This is a genomic window from Bordetella genomosp. 1 (assembly GCF_002261335.1).
In the GTDB taxonomy this organism is placed as follows: Bacteria; Pseudomonadota; Gammaproteobacteria; order Burkholderiales; family Burkholderiaceae_B; genus Bordetella.
This window is the reverse complement of record NZ_NEVL01000002.1, coordinates 244,179-267,883: the sequence shown is the minus strand read 5'-3', so window position 1 is coordinate 267,883 and position 23,705 is coordinate 244,179. Positions and strand designations below refer to the sequence as shown.

Sequence of the window (23,705 nt, the reverse complement as noted above, 5' to 3'; positions counted from 1 at the left end):
TTCTCCGTGAGCCCGCGGGCTTACTGCGCCATCCCGACGGGCAGGATGCGGTTGTCGATGAACTGCGCCCAGACGTAGTCCTTGTCGCTCAGCGCGTCGTGCACGGTCGGCGTGAAGGGCAGCTTGTATTGCTTGATGAGGCCGTCGTAGCTGTCGATCTTGTAGAAGCCCTGGCGGATCGCGTCGCCGTCGGTCGAGCCCGCGCGTTCGATGGCCAGCGCGGTGAGCTGCATGGCGTCATAGGCGTTGGCCACGCCCACGGCCGGCGTGATGTTTTCCGGGCCCTTCACGTCGGGATACTTGGCCTTGAGCGCGGCGATCACCTTCTCGCCCACCGGCGACTGCTTGCCGAAGAAGCTGTAGGTCTGCACGAAGTGGACTTCCTTGGCATTGGGGCCGGCGAGCTCGGTGAAGCGGCCGCCTGCGGGGCCCCAGTGCGACACGACCGGCACCTTCCAGCCCATGCGGTCGAGCGACTTGACCACCTGTGCCGACGGGCCGACGTTGCCGACCATGAACAGCGTGTCGGCACCGGCCGCCTTCAGGCGCGTGAGCTGCGGCACGACGTCGACGTCGTTGCCTTCGAACTTTTCGCTGCCCACCGGCTTGAGGCCCTTGGCGCTGAGCGCGGCCACCAGGCCCTTTTCGTTGGACTCGCCCCACGGGTTGTTGACCATGACGAGGCCGAACTTCGAGGTCTTGAAGTTCTTCTGGGCGTAATCGACCATGCCCACGTCGACGATCTCGTCGACCGCCGAGACGCGGAACACATAGTTGGGATTGGCGCCGTTCTTGGTGATCGGCGTGCCCGCGGCCCAGGGCCCCATGAAGGGCATCTTGGCCTGGTTCACCAGCGGCACGATGGCCATCGACACCGGCGTGTCGAGCCCGCCGAAGATCACGGCGACCTTCTCCTTGTAGATCAACTCGCGCGCGGCCACCACGCCCTTGGCGGGATTGGCCTCGTCGTCGCGGCGCACCAGCTCGAGCTTGCGGCCGCCCAGCAGGCCGCCGCGGGCATTGATCTCGTCGATCGCCACCAGCATGCCGCGCGAAATGGCTTCGCCGGCCAGGGCCGACTGGCCCGACAGCGCGGTGATCAGACCGATCTTGATCGGCTCGGCGGCCAGGGCCTGCGTGCCGAATCCGGCGCTCAACAGGGCGAATGCGGTGCAGACAAAGGTGCGGCGAGAAAGACGAGACATGGAATTCTCCCGAAGGGGTTCGTTGGTGAAGGCGCGTGGGTCGGCCCTGTCCCGCTTCAAGCAAAAGCCATGCCAGTTTTCTTTTTTCGTCGCGAATCCTGGCACAGGGTTTGCTTGTGTACCCAGGTATTTTTGCCGGCAATCCATTGGTATTTATTGCCGACAATCAATCGGTTTATTGGCGGGAAAAACGGTTTGGACGGCGTCTTCGACGCGCCTGCCGCCACCGCCCCGGCCACACCCGACACGCACAAAAACAGTGCACTCATGGGAGCAAACGATGCACACCGCACCAAACTGGACCGCCGCCGACGCCGGCGCCATCGTCGACGCCTACCTCACGACGTTGATGAAGCCGGACCCCGAAGGCGCCCGGCGCTACGTGAGCCCGGCGCTGCGGATCCGCTTCACCGGCGGGCGCGAGATGCGCGACCCGGCCGAATGCACCGCCTTCAATGCCTCGCGCTATGCCTGGGTGAAGAAGCGCTTCGAATCCACGGATGTGGTTGCGGGCGCAACCGCCGAGCTGGCGGTGGTCTACAACCGCGGCACGCTCTACGGCGAATGGCTCGACGGCACGCCGTTCGAAGGCAATCGCTACGTCGACCGCTACGTGCTGCGCGACGGCCTGATCGTGGAGATGGACGTCTGGAACGACAGCGCCGAGTGGCTGCTGGCGCGCGCGGGGCTGGCGCAGAAATGAGCGCGCCCGCCCCCTTCCCGGCCGCGGCCTTCGGCCCGCTGGCCACCCACGGCCGCTTCGACTACTCGCCCATCCACGGCCGCGCCGACTACGACTGGCCGGGCGGCGCGCGGCTGGCGGTCTACCTGGGCTTCAACATCGAACACTTCGCCTACGGCTCGGGCATGGGCGCACGCCTGGGCGCGAGCTTCGGCGAACCCGATGTGCTGAACTATGCCTGGCGCGAATACGGCAACCGCGTGGGCGCATGGCGCTGCCTCGAGCTGTTCGACGCGCTGCGCCTGCCGGCCGGCGTGATCGCGAACACGTCGATCCTGGACCACTGCCCCGAGCTGATCGACGCCTGCCTCGCGCGCGGCGACGAGCTGATCGCGCACGGCCACACCAACGCCGAACACCAGGGCGGCTACGACGAGGCCACCGAACGGGCCCTGCTCGAGCATTGCGCCGAGCGCTTTGCCGCGCGCAGCGGCAGCCGGCCGGCCGGCTGGCTCTCGCCCTGGATCGCCGAGTCGCCCCTGACCTCCGACCTGCTCGCCGAGACCGGCTATCGCTACACGCTCAACTGGTGCCACGACGACCAGCCCGTCGCGCTGCGCACGCGCGCAGCGGCGCCGCTGTGGTCGGTGCCCTATCCGCAGGAGGTCAACGACATTCCGATGATCGTGGCGCGCCAGATGGACGGCAAGGATTTCGCCCAGCTCATCATCGACAACTTCGACGAAATGCTGGAGCAGTCGCAGCGCCAGCCGCTGGTGATGGGCATCGCGCTGCACCCCTATCTCGTCGGCCAGCCCTATCGGCTGCGCCATCTGCGCCGCGCGCTGGCGCACATCGCCGAGCAGCGCGATCGCGGCGCTGTCTGGTTCACCACGCCGGGCGCGATCTGCGCGCACGTCGATACGCTTACCCGCGCCAAGGAGACACTCGCATGACCCATCCCGACACCGGCGCCAGCGCCCTGCCCTTCACCGACACCGTGGGCGCCTGGGTGCCGCATGGCCTGTTCAGCGTGCCGCCCAGCGCGCGCGGTCCGCTCGACGGCCTGACGTTCGCCGCCAAGGATCTGTTCGACGTGGCCGGCCACACCACCGGCGCCGGCAATCCCGGCTGGCTCGCCACCCATGCGCCGGCCACCGCCACCAGCCCCGTGGTGGCGCGCCTGCTCGCGGCCGGCGCGCACCTGCACGGCAAGACCATCACCGACGAGCTGGCCTACAGCATCCAGGGCGAGAACGTGCACTACGGCACGCCGCTCAACAGCCGCGCGCCGGACCGGGTGCCGGGCGGCTCGTCGAGCGGCTCGGCCGCCGCGGTCGCGGCCGGCCTGGTCGACTTCGCGCTGGGCACCGACACCGGCGGCTCGACCCGCGTGCCCGCCAGCTATTGCGGCCTCTGGGGCCTGCGCACCACGCACGGCCTGGTGAGCGCGGAACACCTCGTGCCCCTGTCGCCGCTGTTCGACACGGTGACCTGGCTGGCCGCCGACGCCGACGTGTTCGAGCGCGTCGGGCGCACCCTGCTGCCCGGCCCGGACAGCCGGCCCTGGTCGGCGGCGGTCGTGCTGAGCGACGCCTGCATCCAGGCGGACCCGGTGTTCCAGCCGCTGCTGCGCGCGGTGACGCAGGCGCTCGAGACCGGGCTGGGACTGCCGGTGGGCAACGCGCCCAGCTCCGATACCGACCTGGAGCAGTGGCGCCAGACCTATGTGACCGTGTCCGCCTACGATGCGTGGCAGACCCATCGCGACTGGATCACGCGGGCGCAGCCCGAGTTCGGCGCGGCCGTGGCCGGCCGCTGGAAGATGGCCGCCGCCGTCGCTGCCGACACGGCGGCCGCGGCGAGCGCGGAACAGGCCCGCCTGCGCGCGCAGATCCGCGCGCTGCTGGGCGAGCACACGGTGGCGGTGCTGCCGTCGGCCTCCAGCGTGGCGATCTCGCGCACGGCGGATCCGGTCACGGTCGACCAGATCCGTGCCAACACGTTTCGCATCACGTCGATCGCCGGCCTGGCCGGGCTGCCGCAGGTGAACATTCCGTTCATCGGCGCCGACGGCCTGCCGGCCGGGGTGTCGCTGCTCGGCCCCGCGGGCAGCGACCTGGCGCTGATCCGCCTGGCCGTCGCCGTGGGCCGCCAGCTGGCCGCCGTGGGCACCGAAACGCCTGCCGCAGCCACGGCCGCGATGGCAAAATGAAGTCCGATCCCGGGGCGGGCCCGGCGCCTGCCCCGCTCCCGACGACCGAGTCATGAAGAAAGCAGCCTCCCCTTCCCGCGCCGCCCCCGCGCCGCGCGGCCGCCCCAAGGTACGCCCCGGCGCGCTGGCCCCGGCCGCGTCCGCGGCGCCGGCCGAAGACGCCGAGACCCGCATCTACCAATCGGTGGTGAGCGGCGTGATGAGCCAGCGCCTGCGGCCCGGCACCAAGTTGCCCGAGGCCGCGCTGTGCGAGCTGTTCGGCGTGGGACGCAGCACGGTGCAGAAGGCGCTGCAGCGCCTCGCCCACGACCACGTGGTGGAGCTGCGGCCCAACCGCGGCGCCATGGTGGCGATGCCCACGCGCGAAGAGGTGGGCATGCTGTTCGAGGCGCGCCGCGCGCTCGAGGCGGCGATCCTGCCGCTGGTGGCGCAGACGGCCTCGCGCGCCGACTATGCCTCGCTGCGGCGCCAGCTGCGCGACGAGCACCGCGCCATGCACAGCTATCCGCAGACCGAGTGGGCTCGGCTGGCGAGCTCGTTCCACCTGCGGCTGGGCGAGCTGTCGCACAACCCGATCCTGGCGCGCTACCTGGCCGAAATCATCTCGCGCTGCTCGCTGGTCGTGGCGATCTTCCAGCCGCCCGGCAACGCCACCTGCGAACACGACGAACACGCGCGCGTGGTGGACTTCCTGGAACAGGGCCGCGTGGCCGAGGCGGTGGCCGAGATGGACCTGCACCTGCGCCAGCTCGAATCGCACATCCAGCTGGTCGAGACCCAGCCCGAGCGCAGCCTGGCCGACATGCTCGGCCTGGCCTGATGGCAGGCGGCCGGCATCAGCCGGCCGGCTTGCCGGCGCCGTGCACGCGATCGATGTGGCCCAGGTCGCGGCCCGGATCGAGCCGGTCGCGCACGCGCTGCTTGAGCACCTTCGCCTCCGGGAAACCGCCGTCCTGCGTGCGGTCCCAGATCACCTCGCCGTCGAAGGTGATGACGAACACGCCGCCCGTGCCCGGCAGCAGCGCCACCTCGCCGAGATCCGTGCCGAAGGTGGAGAGCAGCTCCTGCGCCATCCAGCCGGCGCGCAGCAGCCACTGGCATTGCGTGCAGTAGTTGATCGTGATGCGGGGAGCGGTGGCGGTCATGGCGGAGTCCGGTGCGGCAAACGATGCGACAAGCGTAGCGTACGGCGCGTTGCCGCGCAGCCAAAGAAAAGACCTGGCCGCGGCCAGGTCTTTCGGCAATCCAGGAAACCCGGAATCAGGCGCCCAGGTAGGCTTCGAGCACGCGTGGATGGCCCAGCAGCTCGCGGCCGGTGCCCGACAGCGCCATGGCGCCATTCTCGAGCACATAGCCGCGCTGCGCGATGCGCAGCGCCTGCCGCACGTTCTGCTCGACCAGCAGCAGCGTGAGGCCGTCGGCGTTGACCGCGCGCAGCGAACGGAAGATCTCCTGCACCACGATCGGCGCCAGCCCCATGGAGGGCTCGTCCAGCAGCAGCAGGCGCGGCTTGGCCATCAGCGCGCGGCCGATCGCCAGCATCTGCTGTTCGCCCCCCGACAGATTGCCGGCCATGCCGTCGATCCGCTCCTTGAGACGCGGAAACAGGTGGAACACGTATTCCAGGTCGCTGGCGGCGTCCTTGAGACCGCGGCGATAGGCGCCGAGCTCGAGGTTTTCGCGCACCGACATGGTGGTGAGGATGGCGCGGCCTTCCGGCACCTGCACGATGCCGCGCGCCACGATCTGGTGCGGCGCCATGCGGGTGATGTCTTCGCCTTCGAAGCGCACGGTGCCGCGCGCCTTGGGCAACAGCCCCGAGAGCGCCAGCAGCGAGGTCGACTTGCCGGCGCCGTTGGCCCCGACCAGCGCGGTGACCTGCCCGGCTTCGAGCGCGAAATCGATGCCGCGCACGGCCTCGATGTGGCCGTAGTTGATTTCCAGCCCGGTGACTTCAAGCATGCTCATCGCTGCTCCTCCGCATGCAGGGGCTCGTCTTCTTCCTCGCGGCCCAGATAGGCTTCGATCACCTGCTCGTTGTTGCGGATCTCGTCGGGTCCGCCGCAGGCGATGATCTTGCCGAAGTTCAGCACGGCGATGCGTTCGCACAGCCCCATCACGAAGCGCATGTCGTGCTCGATCATGAGGATGGTGTAGCCGCGGTCGCGGATCGCCAGGATCTCGCGCATCAGCTCGGCGCGTTCGCCCGTGTTCATGCCGGCCACCGGCTCGTCGAGCAGCAGCAGGCGGGGTTCGGTGGCCAGCGCACGCGCCAGCTCGAGCCGGCGCTGCTCGCCGTAGGAGAGGTTGTCGGCCAGGTCGTCGGCCTTGTGGTCGAGCTTCATCCACGACAGCAGCTCGCGGGCGCGCTCGCGCGCGTGCGCCTCGTGGCGGCGGTAGTTGGGCAGGCCGGCGAGCAGGCTGGCGAAGCCGTAATCCATGTGGCGATAGGCGCCCACCACGACGTTCTCGAGCAGCGTCATCTCCTTGAAGAGACGGATGTTCTGGAACGTGCGGGCGATGCCCAGCCGCGTGATCTGGTAGGGCTTCTTGCGCAGCAGGTCCTGGCCTTCATAGCGGATGCTGCCGCTGGACGGATCGAGCAGGCCGGTGATCAGGTTGAACACCGTGGTCTTGCCCGCGCCGTTCGGGCCGATGAGGCCGAAGATCGCGCCCTGCGGCACGCTCAGGTTGACGTCGTGCAGCACATGCAGGCCGCCGAAACTCTTGGAGACGGAGGTGAGCTCAAGCATGCTTGCCTCCCTTGAACCAACGCTTGAAGCGCGCGGGATCCCAGATACCTTGCGGCAGGAACAACACGATAAGCACCAGAATGAGGCCGTTGACCACGAGACGGAAGTCGGAGAAACCGCGCAGCATCTCGGGCAAGAGCGTGATGATGAAGCTGCCCACCAGCGGACCGATCAGGCTGCCGATCCCGCCCAGGATGGTCATGGTCAGGATCTCGACGCCACGGTCGAAGCCGTATTCGTTGGGGCCGATGAAGAAGGTCAGGTGGGCGTTGAGCGCGCCTGCCAGGCCGGCGATCGCCGCGCCGGCCACGAAGGCCAGCATCTTGCTCGAGCGCACGTTGATGCCCATCAGGCCGGCCGCGGTCTCGTCGCCGCGGATCGCGTCGAACGCGCGGCCCACCTTCGAGGCCCGCACGCGCCACAGCACGAACACCACGATCACCACCGACAGGGCGACGTGCCACCATTGCGTGAGCTGCGGGATGCCGTTCAGGCCGAGCGCGCCGCCCGTGACCGATTCGGTGTTGAGGATGGTGACGCGCACGACCTCGCCGAAACCGAGCGTGGCCATCGCCAGATAGACCCCCGACAGCCGCAGCGTGGGCAGCCCGATCAGCAGCGCGACCACGGCCGGCGCGGCCATGCCGCCCAGCAGCGCCACCGAGAACGGCGCGTCGTAGTTCATGGTGAGCAGCGCGGCGGCGTAGGCGCCGATGCCCATGAACGCGGCGTTGGCCATGGCCAGCATGCCGCAGGCGAGCGTCAGCCAGATCGACAGCGCCAGGAGTGCGTTGGTGCCCAGCGTGAGCACCAGGTTGCCATAAATGGCCCAGAAATTTTCGAATCCGCTCATGCTCAGGCCTTCCGTTGCACCACTTTGCCGAACAGACCTTGCGGGCGCACCAGCAGAATCAGGAACAGCAGACCGAACGCGACGGCATCGCGCATGGTCGAACCGATGTAGGCCACCGACAGCACCTCGGCAAAGCCCAGGAACAGGCCGCCCAGCATCGCGCCGCGGATGTCGCCCATGCCGCCCAGGATGATCACGGCGATGCCCTTGTGCAGCATCGGCTGGCCCATGAGCGGGAACAGCGCGTTCGAATACAGGCCGATCAGCACGCCGGCCACGCCGCCCAGCGCCGCGGCCGCGAAGGAGGTCGTGAGGAACAGGCGCTCGACGTTGATGCCCAGCAGCCAGGCCGCCTTGGGCGACTCGGCGATGGCGCGCAGCGCGCGGCCGAACTGGGTGCGGTGCATCACCACCAGCAGCACGGTCATGAGCGCGAACGACAGGAAGATGATGCCCAGCTCGATCACGGTCACGTGCAGGCCGGCGATCTCCAGCACGTCTTCGGGCACCGTGCCGTGCGGGAAGCGCAGGTTGGCGGCGCCGAACACGCCCTGGGCGGCGTTGTTGAGCGCGATGCCCACGCCGATCGTGGCGATCATCGGAATCAGGTGGGGCGCGTTGCGCTTGCGCAGCGGCTTGAGCACCAGCACGTCGATGATGGCACCCACCGCACCGGCCACCAGGAAGGCGGCGATCAGCGCGGCCCACAGCGGCAGCGCGAGGTACTGGATGACGACCAGGGCGGCATAGGCGCCGACCATGAACACGGCGCCGTGCGCGAGGTTGATCACGCCGAGCACGCCGAACACCAGCGTGAAGCCCAGCGCAAACAGCGCGTAGACGCAGCCCAATGACAGGGCGTTGACGAATTGTTGTTCCAACATGGAGTTGTCCGGTTCAGAAATACCTTGAGGGCGACGCCGGCGCCGCCCTCAAGACAGCCGGTCGATGCGCCCGCGAGACGCACTACCGGCCGGAATGAGCTTTCGCTCGATGGCTGATCGAGCCGCTTACTTCTCGATCACGTACTTGCCGTCCTTGGTGACGCTGACGATCGGGGCCTGCTGGGCATCGTAGCCAGCGGGCTTGCCGGCGCGGTCCTTGGCCTGGCGGAACTCGAAGGCGCCGGTGGCACCGGTCCACTTCACGTCGGGAAGCGCATCGCGCAGGGCGGTGCGGTCCTTGGGCAGGTCGCCCGAGAGCTTCACCTTCTTCAGGCCCTGGGTCACGATGTAGAGGGCATCGTACGACTGGGCGGCGAACTGATCGGGCGCGGCGCCGAACTTGGCCTTGTACGCGGCGATGAACTTGGTGTTCTCGGGCGTCTGGTTCTCGATCGACCACGGGCTGCCGATCCACAGATTGTTCGACGCGCCGCCGGGGGCCAGGTCGAAGATCTTGACCGAGTTCATGCCGTTGCCGCCGATCACCGGCACGTTCAGGCCGAGCTGGCGGGCCTGCACCATGATGGGCGCACCTTCGGCCAGCAGGGCCGACAGCACGATGGCGTCGGGGTTGGTGCCCTTGATCTTGGTGAGCTGGGCCTTGAAGTCCACGTCGCCCTTGGCGAAGGTTTCGGTGGTGGTCACCGGCACCTTCTGGTCTTCGAGCGCCTTCTTGAAGTTGTCGTAGCCGCTCTTGGTGAAGACGTCGTCGTTGCCGTACAGCACCGCGACGTTCTTCATGCCGGTCTTCTTGCGCACGGTTTCGATCGTGGCGGGCAGCACGTCGGCTTCGGTGACCGAGTTGCGGAACACGTAGTTGCCGATGGAGGTGATGCCGTCGGCGGTGTTCGAGGTGCCGAAGGCCACGGTCTTGGCGGCCTGCGCGATCGGGTCGGCGGCCTGGGCCGAGTTCGACAGGGTCGGGCCGAACACCATCAGCACCTTGTCCTGGAAGATCAGTTTCTTGAAGACGTTGATGGCTTCTTCTTTCTTGCCCTGCTCGTCTTCGATCACCAGCGCGATCTTGTCGCCGTTCACGCCACCGGCGGCGTTGATCTCCTCGGCAGCCAGCTGGAAGCCGTTGCGGATCGATGCGCCGTACTGGGCGGCACCACCGGACAGCGCCTCGGCCACGCCCAGCTTGATGTCGGCGGCCTGCGCGGCGGCGACGGCGCCGAAAGTGGTGATCACGGCCAAGGCCAATTTATTGATGCGTTGCATGTCACTACCCCTAAATCCGTTTGTCTCGATGTGATTGTGTGCCGGCAGGCTCCACGGCGCTTTGCGCGCGCGCCGTTACAGATGGGCACAAGCCTTGGCGAGCGCTGATAATACACCTTCAAAGCGCATGCAGCGGCGGCATAAAGCGCAATAAATGCGGTTTTCCAACACGTTTCACGCAATCCCTTTGCACGGCCGCCGGCAAGTCCGGAAAAGCCCGCATCCCGCGGCGTGCCGGCCGCCGGGTCGGCGTCGTGCCGGCCAGCGTCGGGGCGCTTCGCTTTCTTGCAACATCCGGCGCCGCCACCCCGCCGACGCGGCCCCATTTAGGCCGCAAAGCGGTACGCTTGTCGGAACACGCGGCGAAGCTGCCCCCGCCGCCCACCGAGAAGGCATTGCTTCGCCCTATGGATGACGCGCCTGCCCACACCATGAGACGCCGACCGACATTGCGCCGGGCCTTGTTGACGCTGGTGCTCGTCTGTACGGTGCCGGCCGCGCTGGTCGCCGCCGGCGCGGTGTACGAAGACTATCTGCTGCGCAAGGAGCGCGTGTTCGAGTCCGCCGTGACCACGGCGCGCAATCTCGTCTCCGAGGTGGAACGCGAACTGCATGGCATCGAAGCCGGCCTGCGCGTGCTGGCCACGGCCGACGACCTGGCGCACGGCGACATGCCCTCGTTCCACCGCCGCGCCGAGGACGCGCTGCGCCTGCAGAACGTCGACAGCTACATCCTCATCGATCCGGACGGCATGCAGGTGATCAACACCAACCGCCCGTTCGGCGCGACCCCGGTGCGCAGCGCCATCCCCCGCGACACCCAGCAGTTGGCCATCCAGCAGCGCCGCACCGCGATATCGGGCCTGTTCCACACCGCGATCGGCAACGAGCTGACGCTGGCGGTCAGCGTGCCGGTCGAGATCGGCGGCAGCGTGCCCTACACGCTGAACGCCGGCATCCGGCCGCAGCGCATCAGCGAGATCCTGCAGCGCCACCAGCTCGACGTGGGCTGGGTGGCGGCGGCGCTGGACGCCAACGCGGTGATCGTGGGCCGCAGCCGCGACGAGAACCGCTACGTGGGCCAGTCGGCGGTGGGCAGCCTGGCCGAGGCGGTGCGCACGCGCGGCGAGGGCACGCTGCTGAGCGAAACCAAGGAAGGCATCCCGGTGCTCACGGCGTTCAGCCACAGCGCCGACTCGCACTGGGCCGTGGCGGTGGGCGCGCCGATCGCGACCCTGTCGGCCGAGTTGCGCCGCTCGATGCTGATCGTGATCGCGGCGGGCGCCGCCATCATCCTGGGCGGCCTGCTGCTGGCCTATTGGCTGGCCCGCACCATCGAACGCTCGGTCACCGCGCTCATCGCCCCGGCCGTCGCGCTGGGCTCGGGCGGCGAGATCGAGGTGCCGCGCACGCGCTTTCGCGAAACCGTCGCGCTGGGCGACGCGCTCACCCATGCCTCGCACATGCTGATCAAGACGCAGGAGCTGGCCTATCACGACCCGCTCACCTCGCTGTCGAACCGGCTGCTGTTTCGCGAGCTGGCCCTGCACGCGCTGGCCGCGGCCGAACGCAACACGCGCCCGGTGGCGCTGCTCGCGCTCGACCTCGATCACTTCAAGCACGTGAACGACACCAATGGCCACGGGCTGGGCGACCTCGTGCTGCGGATCGCCTCCGACCGGATGCGCGCCACGCTGCGCAGCGCCGACATCGTGGCACGCTTCGGCGGCGACGAGTTCGTGATCCTGCTCGAGGACACCAGCAGCGAACAGGCCATGCGCGTGGCCGAGGACCTGATCCGGGTGCTGTCGGCGCCCTACCCCGCCGTGCTCAGCCCGGTCGGTGCGTCGGTCGGCATCGCCATGTACCCGCGCGACGCGCTCGACCTGGACACGCTGCTCGAACTGGCCGACGCCGCGCTCTATGCCGCCAAGGCGGCGGGCCGCGGCCGCGCGCAGCACGCGCCCCCCGCACCCGCCGGCGCGCGCGGCCGCGAGCCGCACTGAAGCCACGGCCCAGGGAACGTTGCGGCCACAACGGTTACTCACCGGCATTGCGCCGCGCGCGAGCGCGGCCCACCCGCCGAGGAAATCCCATGAGCCCGACCGTCAACTTCAACGGCGTGACCCTGAACGCGTCGCGCCTGGACACCATCGCCAACGCCGCCACGCTCGACCAGGCACAGCGCATGGGCGTGTTCGACAGCATCAAGGACCTGTTTCGCGGCGGGGTCAAGAAAGAGGCGATCAAGCAGGCGTTCGAGGCGCTGCACCCGCCCGCCCGCGACGACTACGCCACGCCGGCCGCGCACGAAAACCTGCTGCTGCACTACGGCGTGCTGCAGCAGGCGCTGCGCCCCGAACACGCCGGCGCCTGCCAGCTGCAGGTGGCGGCCGATCCCGCCACCCAGACCTGGTCGTACCGGATCGAGGTCGACGGCCAGCCGCTCGCCAGCGCGCACGACCTGCCCGTCGGCGACGGCTATACGCTGGCCGCATTCCAGGATCATGCGCTGCTGACCGGGCTGGCGCAGCACCTGCACCAGCAACTGGGCGCGGACGTGGCGCCCATGACCACGCTGCTTGCCGAGCAGTTCCGGGAGAGCAATCTGCTGCATGCGCAGGCCGGCAGCCTGAACGACCCGGGCGTGATGCTGGAGAAGTTCGGCGCCGTCATGCAGCAGCTCGGCGCGCTGCCGGGCGGCGCGCTGGTGATCCCGGGCGTCACGGTGGACGACGGCCTGGACCGCGCCACGCTGTCGGTGAGCGGCTTCACGCTGGCCACCGTCGAAATCACGGGCAAGGACGTGTTGGCCGACGTGCTCGGCGCGCTGGCGAACAGCGGCGTCTGCACCGCCAACCAGATGCTGGCCTCGCGCGACGTGGCGCAGGCCGCGCGTGGCGCGCTGCAGGACATGGTCGACGATCCGCACGAGCGCCAGGCGCTGGAAGCCCGGATCGACGACCCCGCGTTCTCGCGCGCCAATTTCCTGCGGGTGGAGGACCATGCCAGCGATGCCGCCCGCTTCAACGCCGTGTTCCGCGATCCGGCGGGCGGCCCCGACGTCACGCTGACGCTGTCGAACCGCGCGGCGACCAACATGGACCTGCGCGGCGAGCGGCTGCAGCACAAGCTCGCCGACGCGCACTACGACAACCTGGCCGCGCTGATCGCGAGCGACTTCGGCGGGCAGGACGACACCCAGCTGGTCTATCCCATGACGGCCATACGCAACGACCTCGAGCCCTTGCTCGACCGCATCGCGCAGGGCGCCGCCGATCACCTGCCCGCACAGGGCCGCCCCGCCGACGAGACCGCGCAGGTCTACGTGCAGGCGCTCAAGCGCGACCACCTGGCCCCGCTGGGCGTGGGCCAGACCACGGTCGGCGCGTTGTGGGGCTGGCAGGCCAGCACGCCCGCCGTGCCGCCGACGTCCGACGCATTGCCGCAGGACTCGAGCCCGAGCCTGGCGCAGTTCCTCGACAATCGCGCCTGACGCGTGAATGGTTGCGCCCGCAACCAAGACCCGCACCCAAGAGTTCGGGCGCAATACAAGGCCTTTTCACTCGTTTACGTTAAGTCATTTTCGCTTACACTGCGTCGGGCGTGGCGCTGGCCGGAAGGGGCGCCACACCCCGAGTCCAGATTCTCTACAGGAATGAAAAATGAGTGAATGGCACTACGAGAGAAACGGCCAGCGCATCAGTGGCGTTTCGGAAACCGAGCTGCGCGATCTGATGAACCAGAATGTCGTGACCGGCCAGACCCTGGTCTGGCGCCCCGGATTCACCGACTGGCTGCGCGTGCAGGAGACCGAGCTCGCGCCGCACCTCGGTGCGGTGCAGACGCCTCCGCCCCTGCCCGCCGCCCGCATCGGCAGCGGCTGGGTCTGGACGCTGGCCCTTGCGCCGGTACTCGGCCTGATGCTGGAAGGCATTGTTTCCGGCATCTACTCGCACAGCGAATACGAGCTCACGCTCGTGCTGCTGTCGCGCAAGTTCTGGTACGCCACCGTCATCCTGAACATCCTGCTCGGAATCATGGATGAGCGCAGCCTCAAGCGCGCCGGCGTCGATACCAAGGCATTCGGCAAGATGGTCTTCCTGGTGCCGGTCTATCTCTGGATGCGCGCCAAGCACCTGAGCCAGAGCCCGTCGTACTTCTGGGTCTGGATCGTGCTGTTCTTCCTCACGGCCTTCGCCTGATTGCATGCGTTTCCGACGTCGGCCCCGCCGGCGTCGGACGACAAAAAACCCGCACTCTCACGAGATGCGGGTTTTCTGTTTTTGCAGGCACAACCTGCAAGGAATTCTTTGGTGCCGACGGCGAGACTCGAACTCGCACAGCTTTCGCCACTACCCCCTCAAGATAGCGTGTCTACCAATTTCACCACGTCGGCATTCACCAGGTTTTCCCAGTGCGGCGGAAGGTTTCCCTGTCTGCTGCTGGCGGCGCCTGTTTCGCACTGCCCTGGAAAGTCGAGCATTCTAGCACTATTTTTTGAAAGCGCAAACTGATCGGGGAAATCTCGTCTGCGTTTCAAGCCGGACGCCCATCGCAAGAACGGGCGTCCGGTGAAAACGACTTACTGCGCGGGCTTGGGCGCTTCGGCCGGCGCCGGGGTCGGGGCGGCGGGCACGCCGGCGGCGGGGGCCGGGGCCTGCTGCGCCGGGGCCTGCGGCACCGAGGCGTCGGGCTGGGCCGGCGCGCTGGGCACGCTGTTGGGAGCCGGGGTGCCCGGCACGCTGGTGGCGGCGCCCGGGGCCTGCGGGATCGAGCGGTCCTGGTATTGCTGCATCACGCCGCTGTCCACGCCGGTGGCGCCGGTGCGGCTGTGCGTGACGTAGGCCAGGCCGGCGGTCGTGACGAAGAAGACCACGGCGGCCCACTTGGTGGTGCGCGACAGGAAGTTGGCGGCGCCGGAGGCACCGAACAGGCTGCCGGCCGAACCGCTGCCGAAGGACGAGCCCATATCGGCGCCCTTGCCTTGCTGCAGCAGCACCAGCACGATGATCGCCAGCGCGGAAATGACCTGCACGATCATCAGGATGGGAAGAACATTCAACATTACAGACTCCGAACGGAAACTTAGTTTGCGGCGATGCGCAGGAATTCTTCAGCCACCAGCGAGGCGCCGCCCACGAGGGCGCCATCGATGTCGGCCATGGCAAACAGGGTGGCGGCGTTGGCGGCCTTGACGCTGCCGCCGTACAGCACCTGGACCTGCGGGGCGCCGAGCGTGGTGAGCGCGGCGCGGATCGCGGCGTGCACTTCCTGCGCCTGCTCGGGCGTGGCGGTGCGGCCGGTGCCGATGGCCCACACGGGCTCGTAGGCCAGCACCATGCCGGCCACGGCCTCGCGGCCCAGCGCCAGCACGGGTGCGAGCTGGCGTTCGATCACGGCCAGCGTCTGGCCGCTTTCGCGTTGTTCGAGGGATTCGCCCACGCAGACCACGGGCACCAGGCCCTGCTCGAGCGCGGCGCGGGCCTTGTCGGCCACCAGCTGGTCCGACTCGCCATGCAGCGTGCGGCGCTCGGAATGGCCGGCCAGCGCCCAGCGGCAGCCGAATTCTTTCAGCATGCCGGCGGAGACTTCACCGGTGAAGGCGCCCTTGGCCTGCGCGCTGACGTCCTGCGCGCCCCAGGTGATGGCGCTGCCCGCCAGGGCCTGCGCGGCCTGGGCGAGATACGGGAAAGGCACGCACACGCCGATCTGGCAGTGGCTGGCGGCGTCGGCCGCGCGCAGCGCATCGAGCAGCGCGGCGTTTTCGGCCAGGCTGCCGTGCATTTTCCAATTGCCCAGCACGAGGCGGGCGCGATTCGCAGTTTGGGTCATGCGCAATAGTGGGCGATAAAGGGTGAGCGTAAGCCCGGCGCGGCCCGATCGCGCCAGACCCCGGGCGCCGTGGACGGCGCATCCTGGGGGCCTGGGGGACATCAGGGCCGGACAGGGGACGACTGGCCCAGGGAGCCCCCGAGCCAAACCCATGATTGTACCCTGTCAGCGCGAAATGCGCCGAGGGATGCGATCACACCGTCAGGATGATTTTCCCGACTTGTTCCCCTGCCTCCATCATGGCATGGCCCGCGGCGGCCTGGTCGAGCGGCAGCGTGGCATGGATGATGGGCTTGATCTTGCCCGCTTCCAGCAGCGGCCAGACGCGCTCGCGCAGCTTGCGCGCGATCTCGCCCTTGAACGCGACCGGACGCGGACGCAGCGTCGAGCCGGTGACGGTGAGGCGGCGGCGCATCACTTCATTGCAGTCGATGGTGGCCTTGGCGCCGCCCAGCAACGCGATGATCACGATGCGGCCGTCGTCGGCGAGCGCCTTCAGGTCGCGATTGATGTAGTCGCCCGCCACCATGTCGAGGATGACGTCCACGCCCCGGCCTTCGGTGAGACGCTTGATCTCTTCGACGTAATCCTGGGTCTTGTAGTTGATGCCGATGGCGCCGAGCTTCTCGACGGCGGCCACGCGGTCGTCGCTGCCGACCGTGGCGTAGACCGTGTGGCCCAGCGCGCGGGCGATCTGGATCGCCGTGGTGCCGATGCCGCTCGCGCCACCGTGCACCAGCAGCGCCTCGCCCGAGCTCAGCGCGCCGCGGTCGAACACATTGCTCCAGACGGTGAAGTAGGTCTCGGGCAGGCCGGCCGCCTCGATCTCGGTGAGGCCCTTCGGAATGGGCAGGCACTGCAGCGCGGGCGCCACACAGTACTCGGCATAGCCGCCGCCCGCGACCAGCGCGCAGACCTTGTCGCCGATGGCGAAGCCGCCGGCGGCCGCGTCGCCGCCCACGATCTCGCCGACCACTTCCAGGCCCGGCAGATCCGAGGCCCCGGGAGGCGGCGCGTAGTTGCCCTTGCGCTGGAACACGTCGGGACGGTTGATGCCCGCCGCGCTGACCTTGATGAGCACTTCGCCGGCCGCCGGTTCGGGCATCGGCCGGTCGCAGGCCACGAGCACGTCCGGTGCGCCGGGCTGGGTGATTTCAACTGCTCTCATGAAACGCCTCCGTCCTGAATCTGGCAAATAGATTATTATGCTGCCCTTTACGGGAATTCATGCGTTTGCCGGTTCCGGCAGCAGGGTTACCCGGACGCGGCGCCAGCCGTGTCTCGCGGAAGCGTGGCCGAGTGGTTGAAGGCACCGGTCTTGAAAACCGGCAAGGGCTTATACCCTTCGTGGGTTCGAATCCCACCGCTTCCGCCAATGCACCCATGGCGAAATTGGTAGACGCAAGGGACTTAAAATCCCTCGCCGCAAGGCGTCCCGGTTCGAGCCCGGGTGGGTGCACCACCCGGAAATCAACGGGATATCCGACTCCGATCGCGCGCCGCCGCGCTAGCGTCGCGCCGCATTCCGCGACATCCTCCGCATCCACCGCGCCGCCACTGGCCCCTCGCACCTTGAACCCGACCCCGCCCTCCCCCGCCCCCTGGATCGTCCTGGACGCCTGCGTGTTGATGTCGGGCATCGTGCGCCGCCTGGTGCTGCGCCTGGCCGAGGCCGGCGTGTTCGCGCCGGTCTGGACCGAGCGCATCGGCGAGGAATGGCGCCGCAACGCCGCGCGCCTGTGGTCGATCCCGCCCGAGGTGATGGCCGAACAGTGGGATGAGATGAACGCGCGCTTTCCGGGCGCGCTCGAGGTCGACGTGGGCGTGTACGAGGCCGGCCTGCGCTACAGCGACCCGAAGGACTTCCACGTGATCGCCGCCGGCCTGGCCCGGCGCGCGCGCTGCGGCGCGCAGCTGCCGCCCACGGTGCAGGTGATGACCTGGAACCTGAAGGACTTCAATCGCTCGGAGCTGCGCCGCCAGGGCCTGGACGTGTTCAATCCGGACCACCTGATCGCGCGCTGGTTCGAGGCGCAGCCCGAGGCGCTGCTGGCCGCGCTGGCCGGCGTGCAGCCCGACTGGCTGGCACTGGGACGCGAGCCCGAGACGCTGTCGGCGCTGCTGCAACGCGAACGGCTGTACCGGGTGCGCCGCCTCGCCGAGCGCCACGGCGCGGCCACCTGAGCCACGCGCCGCAAGCGCACGCGGCTGGCGCACGCCGCTAGCGCACGCCGCTGACCACACGCCGCCAGCGCACGCCGCTGGCCCACGCCTTTGGCGCTCAGCGCGCGCCGCCCGCAACCCCGCCGGCCGCCGCGCGCGCCCGCCACCTCAATGATCGTGATTGCTGGCCGCGAAGCCGGCGCGGTTGAGCACGTCGATCACTTCCTCGATGTGCTCGGGGCCGCGCGTCTGCAGCACGAAATCGACTTCGACGTTGCGCACCGGCAGCGTGGTGAAGGCGCGCTGGTGATGCACCTCGGTGATGTTGGCGTGCGCGTCGGCGATCAGCTTGGTGGCGTGCGCGAGCGCGCCCGGCAGATCGCGCAGGTCGACGCGGATGCGCGCCAGGCGGCCGGCGCGCACCATGCCGCGCTCGATGAGCTCGCCCAGCATGAGCGGATCGATGTTGCCGCCGGTGAGCACCAGGCCCACCCGCTTGCCGGCGAAGCGCGAGGCGCCGCGCTGCTGCTCCAGCAGCAAGGCCGCCAGGCCGGCCGCGCCGGCGCCTTCCACGACCGTCTTTTCGATCTCGAGCAGCACCACGATGGCGTGCTCGATGTCGGCCTCGCTCACCAGCTCGATGCGGTCGACCAGCCGGCGGCAGATTTCCTGGGTCAGGGTGCCGGGCGACTTCACCGCGATGCCCTCGGCGATCGTGTAGTGGCCCGAGGCGAGCTCCTGGCCGCTCACCGCCGCGTACATCGACGGGAAGCGCTCGGTCTGCACGCCGATCACCTCGATCCCCGGCTTGAGCGCCTTGACCGCGGTGGCGATGCCGGAGATCAGGCCGCCGCCGCCGATGGCGATCACCACGGCGTCGAGGTCGGGCTGGTCTTCGAGCATTTCCAGGCCGATGGTGCCCTGCCCCGCGATCACGGCTTCGTCGTCGTAGGGGTGGATCATGATGAGGCCGCGCTCGCGCGCCAGCACCTCGCCGTGCGCCTTGGCGTCGTCGAAGGTGTCGCCCGCCAGCACCACCTCGACGCCGAAACGGCGCGTGTTGGCCACCTTGACCGTGGGCGTGAAGCGCGGCATCACGATCACGGCCGGGATGCCCATGCGCTGCGCGTGATAGGCCACGCCCTGCGCGTGGTTGCCGGCCGACACCGCGATCACGCCCTTGGCCCGCTCTTCGGGCGTGAGCGTGAGCATGCGGTTGAGCGCGCCGCGCTCCTTGAACGAGGCCGTGAACTGCAGGTTCTCGAACTTGAGCCAGATCTGCGCGCCGAGGATGTCGGAGAGCGTGCGGGAAAAGGTAAAGGGCGTCTTTTGCACCTGCCCGCGCAGATGGTCGCGGGCGGTCTGGATGGCGGCGAGGTCGATCACGATGGATTCCGGGTCTGGGCCCTGGTCACACTAAAACGGCGCTAGCGGACAGGCAGGAAATTGAAGAAAAGCAGGCCCTGCGCATAGTTGATGCCGATGCGGCGCGAATTCTCGCCCAGCAGGTTGGCGATCAGGTCCAGCCGGCCGATGATAGCGCCGAACTCCCGTTCGAAACTGAGATTGGTGGCGGTGGCGGACATTTCATTGGCCAGCAGCAGCGGCTCGCCCTGGGCGTTGCGGCGCGACGCCAGCAGCCAGGCCGCCGCCTCGACGTTGCGCGCGGCATTGTAGAGCCGCTGGCCGTCCAGCACGTCGGACACGTAGATGCGGGTCTTGTCGTTGTGGGCCGCGATCATGGTATCGGCCAGGCCGTAGATGAAGGCCGCGACGCGGTCGCCGCCATAATTCGGATCGAGCGCCACGGCCAGCACCTGGATGTCGCGCAGCCCCGAGAGGCCCTGCGGCGGCGTGCGGGCCTCGATCAGGCGCTTGACCCGCGCCACTGCGTCTTCCTGGCTGCTGACGCCGGTCTTGCGCCACTCGCGCGGGTTGCGGCGGTAGAGCTTGTCGAGCAGCGTGTAGAGGCTGTTGAGGTTGTCGCGGATCTCGATCGTGACGGTGCGATTGAAATCGGTCTGGGCCAGCTGGTCGGCCGACATGGCCTCGCCCTTGGGGCCCGGCGCCCGCGCCGACGAGGGCGTGGCGGCCGGCGCGATGCACCCGGCCAGCCAGACTGCGGCCACACATGCCGCCCACGCGGCGCGCGCCCTGCCCATCATGCGATATCCATCCCCTGTGACGTGCGGTTCCGGACACCGGGGCATCCGGGACGTCGCGCTGCCCGGTCCGCCCGGCCGGACGGATTTGATTTGGCACGAATTTACCCTACTTGCGTGAGCTCGTGGCCCATTGCGGCGCCGGCGACCGCCCGAAAAGCAAAACGCCGCGGCACGGGGCCGCGGCGTTTCGGGTACTGCCAGCAAGCGGCGCTCGCGCGCCGCTCGTGCCTTATTCAGCCTGGGGCTGTTCGGCAGCGGGCGCCTCGGCGCCAGCCTGTTGCTGCTCGATGCCGCCGATCGCCTTGATCGACAGGCGCAGACGGCCCTTGTCGTCGGCTTCGATGACCTTCACGCGAACCTGCTGGCCCACCTTCAGGACGTCGTTGATGTTGGCGATGCGGTAGTTGGCGATCTCGGAGATGTGCAGCAGGCCGTCACGGCCCGGCAGCACTTGCACGATGGCGCCGAAATCCAGCAGACGCAGCACGGAGCCGTCATAGACCTGGCCCACTTCGACGTCGGCGGTCAGCTCGACGATGCGACGCTGGGCTTCCTTGGCCTGCGACTCGTCGACGCTGGCGATCACGATCGTGCCGTCGTCGGAGATGTCGATCTGGGTGCCGGTTTCTTCGGTGAGGGCGCGGATGGTGGCGCCGCCCTTGCCGATCACGTCACGGATCTTCTCGGGGTTGATCTTGATGGTCAGCATGCGCGGGGCGAAGGCCGACAGTTCGGTGCGCGAACCGTCGAGCGCATCACGCATCTTGCCGAGGATGTGCAGGCGGCCTTCGCGGGCCTGGGCCAGCGCGACCTGCATGATTTCCTTGGTGATGCCCTGGATCTTGATGTCCATCTGCAGCGCGGTGATGCCGTTGTCGGTACCCGCAACCTTGAAGTCCATGTCGCCCAGGTGATCTTCGTCGCCCAGGATGTCGGTCAGGACGGCGAACTTGCCGCCGTCCAGGATCAGGCCCATGGCCACGCCGGCCACGTGTTCCTTGATCGGCACACCGGCGTCCATCATGGCGAGCGAGCCGCCGCAGACCGAAGCCATCGACGACGAACCGTTGGATTCGGTGATTTCCGAAACCAGGCGGATCGTGTACTGGAAGTCTTCGGGCGCGGGCAGCTGCGAGATCAGCGAGCGCTTGGCCAGGCGGCCGTGGCCGATTTCGCGGCGCTTCGGCACACCGATGCGGCCCGTTTCGCCGGTGGCGAACGGAGGCATGTTGTAGTGCAGCATGAAGCGGTCACGGTACTCGCCCATCAGGGCGTCGATGATCTGCTCGTCCTGCTTGGTGCCGAGCGTGGCAACCACCAGGGCCTGCGTCTCACCGCGGGTGAACAGGGCGCTGCCGTGGGCGCGCGGCAGCACGCCCAGGCGCACGCTGATCGGGCGCACGGTGCGGGTGTCGCGGCCGTCGATACGGGGCTCGCCGCTCAGGATCTGGCCGCGCACGATGCGGGCTTCCAGATCGAAGAGGATGTTTTCGACGGTGACGTTGTCGGGCGTGTCGGTGCCGGCGGCGGCGGCTTGCTCGGCAAGCTTGGCCTTCACGTCGGAATAGACTTCACGCAGCTTGGTGGTGCGCGATTGCTTTTCGCGGATCTGGTAGGCGGCTTGCAGGCCGTCTTGCGCAGCGGCGGTGACCGCGGCGATCAGCGATTCGTTCTTCGGGGCGGGCGCCCAGTCCCAGTCGGGCTTGCCGGCATCGCGCACCAGTTCGTGGATGGCGTTGATCGCGGCTTGCATCTGCTCGTGGCCGAACACCACGCCGCCCAGCATCACTTCTTCCGACAGCTGCTTGGCTTCGGATTCGACCATCAGCACGGCGTTTTCGGTGCCGGCGACGACCAGGTCCATTTCCGAACCCTTCAGGTCGGAGGCGACCGGGTTCAGGACGTATTGGCCGTTGATGTAGCCCACGCGCGCGGCGCCGATCGGGCCGTTGAACGGGATGCCCGAGATGGCCAGCGCGGCCGAGGCGCCGATCATGGCGGGGATGTCGGGATCGATTTCGGGGTTCACCGACAGCGTGTGGATGACCACTTGCACGTCGTTGTAGAAACCTTCCGGGAACAGCGGACGCAGCGGACGGTCGATCAGGCGCGACGTCAGCGTTTCCTTCTCGGAGGGCTTGCCTTCGCGCTTGAAGAAGCCACCCGGGATGCGGCCGGCGGCGTACGTCTTTTCGATGTAGTCGACGGTCAGGGGGAAGAAGTCCTGGCCAGCCTTGGGCTTCTTGGCAGCCACGACCGTGGCCAGCACGACGGTGTCCTCAACGGACACGACAACCGCACCTGAAGCCTGGCGAGCGATCTCGCCGGTTTCCAGCACGACCGTGTGTTGGCCGTATTGGAAAGTCTTGGTCACTTTATTGAACATGACGATTGTTCCTTACAAATGAAAAAACCGTGGCCGTCGCGACGAAGTCGCAGCGGCCACGGTTGCGTCATGGGGAGCCAGCCCCGTCGATCACTTGCGCAGACCGAGTTTTTCGATCAGAGCGCGGTACGAATCGGGATTGCGGCCCTTGAGGTAGTCGAGCAGTTTGCGACGACGGCTGACCATGCGCAGCAGACCGCGGCGCGAGTGGTGGTCCTTCATGTGGGCCTTGAAGTGACCGGTCAGTTCGTTGATGCGGGCGGTGAGCAGAGCCACCTGAACTTCGGGGGAGCCGGTATCGCCTTGAGCGCGTTGGAATTGCGCGACGATTTCGGATTTCTTGATGTCAGCTACAGACATTTGATGACCTCTACGGACATGCGTCAGGGCCGAGGCGCCCGGACGTGGGTTTGAAAAATGGTGTTCTTGGCTTGCCTGCCGGGATGCTCTCCGGCCCGTGCCGGGCATTACGACAACCCGGCTGGCGGCATGCACGACTGCCCGTAACCCCTTGATATTGCTGGCAGCTCCAGGCTGCGCGGGGGTTTCGGTACAACCGTCTCCACACAAATAAAGCCGGGCACTCACCCGGCTCTTCATGCAAAGCGTCAGCAATTATAGCCGATTCGGTAAACTGGCCGGGCGTCTTCTGTCGGACCGACTCCGTGCGCTGCCCCGCCCTGCCGGCGGCCGGCCCCGGCTCTTCCGGCCCCCAATGCCATCCGCTACACCCGTCGTAAGGAGATCGTCGTGTCCCCAATTTCACGCATTCTGATGCGCACCGCCGCCGCCCTGAGCGTGGCCGGCGCGCTCGCGGCCTGCGCCAACCTGAGCCAGACCGCCCCCGGCACCCCGCTGGCCGACGTCGAGGCCAAGTGGGGCCGCCCGAATTTCTTCTGTGACCGCCCCGACGGCGGCCGCCGCGTGATCTGGACGCAGCAGCCGATGGGCCAGTACGCCTGGGGCACCAACGTCACGCCCGACGGCCGCGTCGGCCCGGTGGTGTCGATCCTGCGCGACGAACACTTCCGCCTGCTCGCCGAGGGCACGTGGAGCGCCGAGCAGGTGCGCTGCGAGTTCGGCCCGCCCGCCGAGATTTCCGAAGCCGGCTGGGGCAGCGCGCGCCAGGTGGTGTGGGCCTACCGCTACCGCGAGGCCGACGCCTGGAATTCGGTGATGTATGTGTACCTGGGCGCCGACGGCCGCCAGGTCACGCGCTTTCACCCGGGCCCCGACCCGATGTACGACGAAGACTTCCGCTTCAATCGCTGAGCACGGCAAAA

General features: G+C 68.2%; 24 protein-coding genes and 3 tRNA genes. 11 read left to right on the top strand and 16 right to left on the bottom strand.

The genetic code is table 11. From position 1 onward, the window contains the following. Positions 1 to 20: 20 nt before the first annotated feature. Together CEG14_RS06440 and CEG14_RS25670 are read right to left on the bottom strand one after the other, a co-directional pair. Positions 21 to 1,205 (bottom strand): ABC transporter substrate-binding protein, encoded by a 1,185-nt coding sequence (locus tag CEG14_RS06440; protein ID WP_094825537.1) that lies wholly within the window; start codon positions 1,203 to 1,205, stop codon positions 21 to 23. A 56-nt stretch (positions 1,206 to 1,261) separates the two neighbouring features. After that, positions 1,262 to 1,474 carry a hypothetical protein gene (locus CEG14_RS25670; protein ID WP_141243292.1) on the bottom strand — a complete coding sequence of 71 codons (213 nt, stop codon included), beginning with the start codon at positions 1,472 to 1,474 and terminating at the stop codon, positions 1,262 to 1,264. An 11-nt stretch (positions 1,475 to 1,485) separates the two neighbouring features. Here CEG14_RS25670 and CEG14_RS06435 point away from each other — a divergent pair, with 11 nt between their 5' ends. From CEG14_RS06435 to CEG14_RS06420, 4 genes are read left to right on the top strand one after another with little or no spacing between them, the layout of a single operon-like run. Beyond that, the gene (locus tag CEG14_RS06435; protein WP_094825536.1) at positions 1,486 to 1,908 is read left to right on the top strand and encodes a nuclear transport factor 2 family protein; all 423 of its coding nucleotides are present in this window, start codon (positions 1,486 to 1,488) and stop codon (positions 1,906 to 1,908) included. Further along, complete coding sequence (locus CEG14_RS06430) at positions 1,905 to 2,843, top strand: polysaccharide deacetylase family protein (protein ID WP_094825535.1); 939 nt, start codon at positions 1,905 to 1,907, stop codon at positions 2,841 to 2,843. Before CEG14_RS06435 ends, CEG14_RS06430 begins: the two co-directional genes overlap by 4 nt. Then, complete coding sequence (locus CEG14_RS06425) at positions 2,840 to 4,102, top strand: amidase (protein WP_094825534.1); 1,263 nt, start codon at positions 2,840 to 2,842, stop codon at positions 4,100 to 4,102. Before CEG14_RS06430 ends, CEG14_RS06425 begins: the two co-directional genes overlap by 4 nt. 52 nt (positions 4,103 to 4,154) lie before the next feature. After that, the gene (locus tag CEG14_RS06420; protein ID WP_094825533.1) at positions 4,155 to 4,922 is read left to right on the top strand and encodes a GntR family transcriptional regulator; all 768 of its coding nucleotides are present in this window, start codon (positions 4,155 to 4,157) and stop codon (positions 4,920 to 4,922) included. 16 nt (positions 4,923 to 4,938) lie between these two features. Here the strand turns inward: CEG14_RS06420 and CEG14_RS06415 are convergent, their stop codons facing one another. From CEG14_RS06415 to CEG14_RS06390, 6 genes are all read right to left on the bottom strand, one after another. Then, the gene (locus tag CEG14_RS06415) at positions 4,939 to 5,247 is read right to left on the bottom strand and encodes a SelT/SelW/SelH family protein (RefSeq protein ID WP_094825532.1); all 309 of its coding nucleotides are present in this window, start codon (positions 5,245 to 5,247) and stop codon (positions 4,939 to 4,941) included. A gap of 115 nt (positions 5,248 to 5,362) precedes the next feature. Continuing rightward, complete coding sequence (locus tag CEG14_RS06410) at positions 5,363 to 6,070, bottom strand: ABC transporter ATP-binding protein (RefSeq protein WP_094825531.1); 708 nt, start codon at positions 6,068 to 6,070, stop codon at positions 5,363 to 5,365. After that, a complete protein-coding gene (locus tag CEG14_RS06405) occupies positions 6,067 to 6,855 on the bottom strand; it encodes an ABC transporter ATP-binding protein (RefSeq protein WP_094825530.1) in 789 nt (262 codons plus the stop codon). The genes CEG14_RS06410 and CEG14_RS06405 overlap by 4 nt, the downstream gene beginning before the upstream one ends. Continuing rightward, positions 6,848 to 7,708, bottom strand: coding sequence for a branched-chain amino acid ABC transporter permease (locus CEG14_RS06400; RefSeq protein ID WP_094825529.1), 861 nt, complete (start codon positions 7,706 to 7,708; stop codon positions 6,848 to 6,850). The genes CEG14_RS06405 and CEG14_RS06400 overlap by 8 nt, the downstream gene beginning before the upstream one ends. A 2-nt stretch (positions 7,709 to 7,710) precedes the next feature. Beyond that, a complete protein-coding gene (locus CEG14_RS06395) occupies positions 7,711 to 8,592 on the bottom strand; it encodes a branched-chain amino acid ABC transporter permease (RefSeq protein ID WP_094825528.1) in 882 nt (293 codons plus the stop codon). A 126-nt stretch (positions 8,593 to 8,718) separates the two neighbouring features. Next, positions 8,719 to 9,873: an ABC transporter substrate-binding protein gene (locus tag CEG14_RS06390; RefSeq protein WP_094825527.1), complete on the bottom strand. Its 1,155-nt coding sequence runs from the start codon at positions 9,871 to 9,873 to the stop codon at positions 8,719 to 8,721. Between the two features lie 461 nt (positions 9,874 to 10,334). Here CEG14_RS06390 and CEG14_RS06385 point away from each other — a divergent pair, with 461 nt between their 5' ends. From CEG14_RS06385 to CEG14_RS06375, 3 genes are all read left to right on the top strand, one after another. Continuing rightward, positions 10,335 to 11,879: a bifunctional diguanylate cyclase/phosphodiesterase gene (locus tag CEG14_RS06385; protein WP_143277179.1), complete on the top strand. Its 1,545-nt coding sequence runs from the start codon at positions 10,335 to 10,337 to the stop codon at positions 11,877 to 11,879. 89 nt (positions 11,880 to 11,968) lie between these two features. After that, positions 11,969 to 13,369, top strand: a complete 1,401-nt coding sequence (locus tag CEG14_RS06380) for a hypothetical protein (RefSeq protein WP_094825525.1) — start codon at positions 11,969 to 11,971, stop codon at positions 13,367 to 13,369. Positions 13,370 to 13,538: 169 nt separating this feature from the next. Further along, complete coding sequence (locus tag CEG14_RS06375; protein WP_094825524.1) at positions 13,539 to 14,078, top strand: DUF4339 domain-containing protein; 540 nt, start codon at positions 13,539 to 13,541, stop codon at positions 14,076 to 14,078. A gap of 109 nt (positions 14,079 to 14,187) precedes the next feature. Here CEG14_RS06375 and CEG14_RS06370 read toward each other — a convergent pair. The 4 genes from CEG14_RS06370 to CEG14_RS06355 all read right to left on the bottom strand — a co-directional run bounded on the left by CEG14_RS06370 (position 14,188) and on the right by CEG14_RS06355 (position 16,876). Then, a tRNA-Leu gene (locus CEG14_RS06370) sits at positions 14,188 to 14,272 on the bottom strand. Between the two features lie 186 nt (positions 14,273 to 14,458). After that, positions 14,459 to 14,941: a preprotein translocase subunit SecG gene (gene secG / locus CEG14_RS06365; protein WP_094825523.1), complete on the bottom strand. Its 483-nt coding sequence runs from the start codon at positions 14,939 to 14,941 to the stop codon at positions 14,459 to 14,461. Positions 14,942 to 14,961: 20 nt separating this feature from the next. Further along, a complete protein-coding gene (gene tpiA, locus CEG14_RS06360) occupies positions 14,962 to 15,708 on the bottom strand; it encodes a triose-phosphate isomerase (RefSeq protein ID WP_094825522.1) in 747 nt (248 codons plus the stop codon). 193 nt (positions 15,709 to 15,901) lie between these two features. Next, on the bottom strand, positions 15,902 to 16,876 hold the full coding sequence (locus CEG14_RS06355) for an NAD(P)H-quinone oxidoreductase (protein WP_094825521.1): 975 nt from the start codon (positions 16,874 to 16,876) through the stop codon (positions 15,902 to 15,904). Between the two features lie 117 nt (positions 16,877 to 16,993). Here CEG14_RS06355 and CEG14_RS06350 point away from each other — a divergent pair. From CEG14_RS06350 to CEG14_RS06340, 3 genes are all read left to right on the top strand, one after another. Next, positions 16,994 to 17,083, top strand: a tRNA-Ser gene (locus tag CEG14_RS06350). A 2-nt stretch (positions 17,084 to 17,085) separates the two neighbouring features. Beyond that, positions 17,086 to 17,170: transfer RNA gene (locus tag CEG14_RS06345), tRNA-Leu, on the top strand. Positions 17,171 to 17,337: 167 nt separating this feature from the next. Continuing rightward, complete coding sequence (locus CEG14_RS06340; protein WP_373454182.1) at positions 17,338 to 17,892, top strand: PIN domain-containing protein; 555 nt, start codon at positions 17,338 to 17,340, stop codon at positions 17,890 to 17,892. A gap of 147 nt (positions 17,893 to 18,039) precedes the next feature. On the opposite strand, the gene CEG14_RS06335 is transcribed toward CEG14_RS06340, so the two are convergent. The 4 genes from CEG14_RS06335 to rpsO form a co-directional block, all read right to left on the bottom strand. Beyond that, positions 18,040 to 19,257: a threonine ammonia-lyase gene (locus CEG14_RS06335; RefSeq protein WP_094825519.1), complete on the bottom strand. Its 1,218-nt coding sequence runs from the start codon at positions 19,255 to 19,257 to the stop codon at positions 18,040 to 18,042. A 41-nt stretch (positions 19,258 to 19,298) separates the two neighbouring features. Continuing rightward, positions 19,299 to 20,036: a hypothetical protein gene (locus CEG14_RS06330; RefSeq protein ID WP_094825518.1), complete on the bottom strand. Its 738-nt coding sequence runs from the start codon at positions 20,034 to 20,036 to the stop codon at positions 19,299 to 19,301. A gap of 229 nt (positions 20,037 to 20,265) precedes the next feature. Continuing rightward, a complete protein-coding gene (pnp, locus tag CEG14_RS06325; protein WP_094825517.1) occupies positions 20,266 to 22,422 on the bottom strand; it encodes a polyribonucleotide nucleotidyltransferase in 2,157 nt (718 codons plus the stop codon). A 90-nt stretch (positions 22,423 to 22,512) separates the two neighbouring features. Next, the gene (gene rpsO, locus CEG14_RS06320) at positions 22,513 to 22,782 is read right to left on the bottom strand and encodes a 30S ribosomal protein S15 (RefSeq protein ID WP_094825516.1); all 270 of its coding nucleotides are present in this window, start codon (positions 22,780 to 22,782) and stop codon (positions 22,513 to 22,515) included. A gap of 414 nt (positions 22,783 to 23,196) precedes the next feature. Here rpsO and CEG14_RS06315 point away from each other — a divergent pair, with 414 nt between their 5' ends. Beyond that, entirely contained in the window at positions 23,197 to 23,694 is a 498-nt protein-coding gene (locus CEG14_RS06315) for a hypothetical protein (protein ID WP_094825515.1), read from the top strand. Positions 23,695 to 23,705 lie beyond the last annotated feature (11 nt).

Bases quoted from the DNA above. Each gene is read 5' to 3' on its own strand.
- CEG14_RS06390 (WP_094825527.1), bottom strand. From the start codon at position 9,873: ATGCAACGCATCAATAAATTGGCCTTGGCCGTGATCACCACTTTCGGC.
- CEG14_RS06340 (WP_373454182.1), top strand. From the start codon at position 17,338: ATGTCGGGCATCGTGCGCCGCCTGGTGCTGCGCCTGGCCGAGGCCGGC.
- CEG14_RS06415 (WP_094825532.1), bottom strand. From the start codon at position 5,247: ATGACCGCCACCGCTCCCCGCATCACGATCAACTACTGCACGCAATGC.
- CEG14_RS06440 (WP_094825537.1), bottom strand. From the start codon at position 1,205: ATGTCTCGTCTTTCTCGCCGCACCTTTGTCTGCACCGCATTCGCCCTG.
- CEG14_RS06420 (WP_094825533.1), top strand. From the start codon at position 4,155: ATGAAGAAAGCAGCCTCCCCTTCCCGCGCCGCCCCCGCGCCGCGCGGC.
- CEG14_RS06395 (WP_094825528.1), bottom strand. From the start codon at position 8,592: ATGTTGGAACAACAATTCGTCAACGCCCTGTCATTGGGCTGCGTCTAC.
- CEG14_RS25670 (WP_141243292.1), bottom strand. From the start codon at position 1,474: ATGAGTGCACTGTTTTTGTGCGTGTCGGGTGTGGCCGGGGCGGTGGCG.
- secG (WP_094825523.1), bottom strand. From the start codon at position 14,941: ATGTTGAATGTTCTTCCCATCCTGATGATCGTGCAGGTCATTTCCGCG.
- CEG14_RS06435 (WP_094825536.1), top strand. From the start codon at position 1,486: ATGCACACCGCACCAAACTGGACCGCCGCCGACGCCGGCGCCATCGTC.
- CEG14_RS06405 (WP_094825530.1), bottom strand. From the start codon at position 6,855: ATGCTTGAGCTCACCTCCGTCTCCAAGAGTTTCGGCGGCCTGCATGTG.
- CEG14_RS06315 (WP_094825515.1), top strand. From the start codon at position 23,197: ATGCGCACCGCCGCCGCCCTGAGCGTGGCCGGCGCGCTCGCGGCCTGC.
- CEG14_RS06380 (WP_094825525.1), top strand. From the start codon at position 11,969: ATGAGCCCGACCGTCAACTTCAACGGCGTGACCCTGAACGCGTCGCGC.
- rpsO (WP_094825516.1), bottom strand. From the start codon at position 22,782: ATGTCTGTAGCTGACATCAAGAAATCCGAAATCGTCGCGCAATTCCAA.
- CEG14_RS06400 (WP_094825529.1), bottom strand. From the start codon at position 7,708: ATGAGCGGATTCGAAAATTTCTGGGCCATTTATGGCAACCTGGTGCTC.
- tpiA (WP_094825522.1), bottom strand. From the start codon at position 15,708: ATGACCCAAACTGCGAATCGCGCCCGCCTCGTGCTGGGCAATTGGAAA.
- pnp (WP_094825517.1), bottom strand. From the start codon at position 22,422: ATGTTCAATAAAGTGACCAAGACTTTCCAATACGGCCAACACACGGTC.
- CEG14_RS06330 (WP_094825518.1), bottom strand. From the start codon at position 20,036: ATGATGGGCAGGGCGCGCGCCGCGTGGGCGGCATGTGTGGCCGCAGTC.
- CEG14_RS06355 (WP_094825521.1), bottom strand. From the start codon at position 16,876: ATGAGAGCAGTTGAAATCACCCAGCCCGGCGCACCGGACGTGCTCGTG.
- CEG14_RS06375 (WP_094825524.1), top strand. From the start codon at position 13,539: ATGAGTGAATGGCACTACGAGAGAAACGGCCAGCGCATCAGTGGCGTT.
- CEG14_RS06425 (WP_094825534.1), top strand. From the start codon at position 2,840: ATGACCCATCCCGACACCGGCGCCAGCGCCCTGCCCTTCACCGACACC.
- CEG14_RS06410 (WP_094825531.1), bottom strand. From the start codon at position 6,070: ATGAGCATGCTTGAAGTCACCGGGCTGGAAATCAACTACGGCCACATC.
- CEG14_RS06430 (WP_094825535.1), top strand. From the start codon at position 1,905: ATGAGCGCGCCCGCCCCCTTCCCGGCCGCGGCCTTCGGCCCGCTGGCC.